Annotated in this window: 3 protein-coding genes; all 3 read left to right on the forward strand. The window is 33.6% G+C overall.

What is annotated here, in order from left to right; genetic code table 11:
- Positions 1-237 precede the first annotated feature (237 nt).
- The 3 genes from CHU92_RS01245 to CHU92_RS01260 all read left to right on the forward strand — a co-directional run bounded on the left by CHU92_RS01245 (position 238) and on the right by CHU92_RS01260 (position 2,926).
- A complete protein-coding gene (locus CHU92_RS01245) occupies positions 238-1,521 on the forward strand; it encodes a hypothetical protein (RefSeq protein ID WP_094411799.1) in 1,284 nt (427 codons plus the stop codon).
- A 4-nt stretch (positions 1,522-1,525) separates the two neighbouring features.
- Positions 1,526-1,933: a hypothetical protein gene (locus CHU92_RS01250; protein WP_129582972.1), complete on the forward strand. Its 408-nt coding sequence runs from the start codon at positions 1,526-1,528 to the stop codon at positions 1,931-1,933.
- Between the two features lie 495 nt (positions 1,934-2,428).
- Positions 2,429-2,926: a hypothetical protein gene (locus CHU92_RS01260; protein WP_129582973.1), complete on the forward strand. Its 498-nt coding sequence runs from the start codon at positions 2,429-2,431 to the stop codon at positions 2,924-2,926.
- Positions 2,927-3,062: the final 136 nt, after the last annotated feature.

Here is a 3,062-nt window from a genome sequence, read left to right on the forward strand (position 1 = left end):
AATGGTTAAGTTTGATAGTGTTAAATTTTATTTAGGACAGGATTGCTAAAAAACCATAATTTTGAAATAATGAATGTTAGATGAAAATTTTGACAAACTAAATTTTAATCTGATAAATCGTTAGCGGATACCATTGAATTCACGTTAAGAAATAGTAACGGTTACAATTTTATTTCTAATTATTTAATCCAAAGTGTCGTAAATACTCAAACATAAAAACTTTTAAAGTAATTAATCATGAAAAAGCTAATCATATTATTTCTGGCATCGTTCATTCTATTATCGTGCGAAAACGAACCAAACGAAGATCAACAACTTCGAAATATAATTGATTTTGAAAAGGTTGCAAAAACTGTAAAGATGAGTTATTTCAATGATGACGAAATTGAGGTACTATATTTAGACAAAAACAGTTTAAATAAAAATTCTAGTCTTTACCAAACCAATTTTTTAGCAAATAGAGAGGTAGGAAACCTATATAAGACTCTATTTCCGTTAAAACTTTTGACAAAAGAACAAATTGAAAGTTTTCAAAAATTTAAAAGCGACAGTTACAAAATTATTGGTATAACGGGATTCCATTTAAACACTGGAGAATTGAAAGGCGTCGGATTTTATATCTATGATATTTCAAAGTCAAACCTGTCATTTTATCTATACTCAATCATAAATTCTAAATTTTCTTTAGTTGACGGATTTCCGAAGAACACTTTAGACACTGACGTTAAAGACATTGTATTTCTGTCTTCGATGTACTTTCCAACCTGTGACTACAGCCTAATCAGATTGGATAGTTACGAAGAATTTGCTTTGGATTACAGTAACAATGATTTAAGATTTCATTTATTAAATCGGCATTTACGAAATAATGCTAACTTTCTAAAATCTGTAACAGTCATTCGCAATGAAAACGGCAATGTTCATAGAATGGCTGGTGACCCATGTAGTTTAGCGGTACATCGATGCGCGAATGGTACTCCAGGATCTCTTTGCAATGGATATTACTGTTGGGCGCCGCCGCAGGGTCCACAAGACCAAGACACGACTATCCAAGATGGCGGTGGAGCTGAAAGTGAAGAAGGAACGTGCAGCAGAAAAAAAGTAGGAGCTGAAATAAAAAGTAAAATTGGACAAGAGAGTTTTGACACATTTATCTCTAATTTACCCCTTGCCAAACTCTATAATTTGAAGGATAAATTAAATTCCACCACGAAAGGGAAAACTTATGTTTACATGTATTACTACACAAATTTACATTTAGCAAAGGTGCTAGATATGGATTTGCTGGTTGATATGTATAATATATCTTTTAAATTAGGTCAGCCAATCGATGATTATTTGAATAATAGCACCAATAAAATAATTGATAATAACTTAGCCGCTGATCTCAAAGACCTTTTCCAAAAAATTAAAAGCAAAACATCTAACAATGATTTCAAAGATTTTTTAGATTTATTAATATTTGAAGTAGATAATTTAAAAGGCCTTAATAGTTCACAAATAAATAATTATCTAAATTAGGCACATGTATTTACATTTCGTATTGATAATATTTTTAGCGCTTAGCGGTTGTGATAGCAAGTCTGAAACTTCATTGCAAAAATATGAAGCATTAAACTCTATAAATAAATATCACGAATTGCTTAATAACGATAAAAAAGTGTATTTTGTAGTCAATACGCAACTGATATTAAGCGACAGTACATTTCATTATAAGACTTGTGCAATTAAGAGCTCCGGAATATGGGAAGTTAATGACGATAATTTGAAACTCAAATTTAAAACTGTAAAATGGATTCATGAAAGTGCGACTGACAGCATTGACAGAACACAATTCGGAACCGCAAACTATGTTAAAATTCAAAATTACCTAATTCGTACCGTCGACACTGTCGACGGTTACGAATTGGTTGAACTTCTGGAAAAAAAGTAGGCTATTAAATTTTTGTCAAATAGATTTCAAATTGTACCCCTTAAAATGGCGGGTATTTTTGTTATTCTAAACTAAATATGCTTTTAAAAACAATAATTTTCAAATCAAAACTACGGCCAACACACATAACCATTGCACAACCCCTTCCAAAAGATAAATTTTTAAACGGGGGTTTATATTCGGAGTAGTTGGTGTTGTTCAAAAAAAAGATGGCGAAAAAACATTCGTTTTGCTATCAAAAAAGGGGCTTTTAAAGAAGTGTTTCCCTCCGGATTCAAGCCTTGTACATAAACTTGGCAGCGCATTTTGGGTAAGTTCTTTTTTCCTTGTATATTCCGCAATGACTGGTAAGTGCAAAGGTGGCGTTTTGTTTACACGAAAAACGTTTATCTTAGTAAGAAAAATAATTATGTTTGCCTCAACCGCCAACTGCGGCAACACGCAAAACGTTACGGGCATCTTAAAAAACGGCACGAACCAAACAGACAGACAATTTTGAAACTAACAATTAGACATATACTGGCCATTTCCTGCCTGACAATTTTAGTGACTTCTTGCACCAAGACAACACCTGCCGGTTTCTGGACAGGCTTTCGTAAAGACTTAATCTTGACAAAAAGCAGTGACCAAGGACCTTGGGGCGGACACAGAGAAATAAATTGGAAAAATAAATCAGCTAATACATTTACCGAAAAAGAAATAATTGAATTTGCGGATAAAAATGACTGGAAACTTTTGGACACCATTACATTTTCTGTAGACACATTAACCAAAAACAGTTTTTCTAAACTAAAAAATGACGACTATTCCCTTGATATATTAAACGGAAGCATTTTACCAAAACTGGAAACAACCGACAACCGACTATTTATTTTTCAAACGACCTGGCTGAAAGTTGAACCGGGAAATACCCGGGAGACTTTTGAAAATGGTTATGCTATTTTAAATGCAGATGGGACAGAATTGAAAGTTTATCATTTGTGGGGCGAGTAATATGCAGACATTAACACTTAGAAAGAAAAGAAGCCCGGCCGGCATCACCCGTTGTGCCTCTGGCGGGGTGACACTTCGGCAAGTTCAGTGCATCGCGTGCAAACCTGGAGCTTTGTGCTTTTAAATGAACTTTAGT

Origin of the sequence: Flavobacterium cyanobacteriorum (genome assembly GCF_002251835.1) — a bacterium.
Classification (GTDB): domain Bacteria; phylum Bacteroidota; class Bacteroidia; order Flavobacteriales; family Flavobacteriaceae; genus Flavobacterium; species Flavobacterium cyanobacteriorum.

Coding starts and splice junctions, on each gene's coding strand:
- CHU92_RS01250 (WP_129582972.1), top strand. CDS start 1,526: ATGTATTTACATTTCGTATTGATAATATTTTTAGCGCTTAGCGGTTGT.
- CHU92_RS01245 (WP_094411799.1), top strand. CDS start 238: ATGAAAAAGCTAATCATATTATTTCTGGCATCGTTCATTCTATTATCG.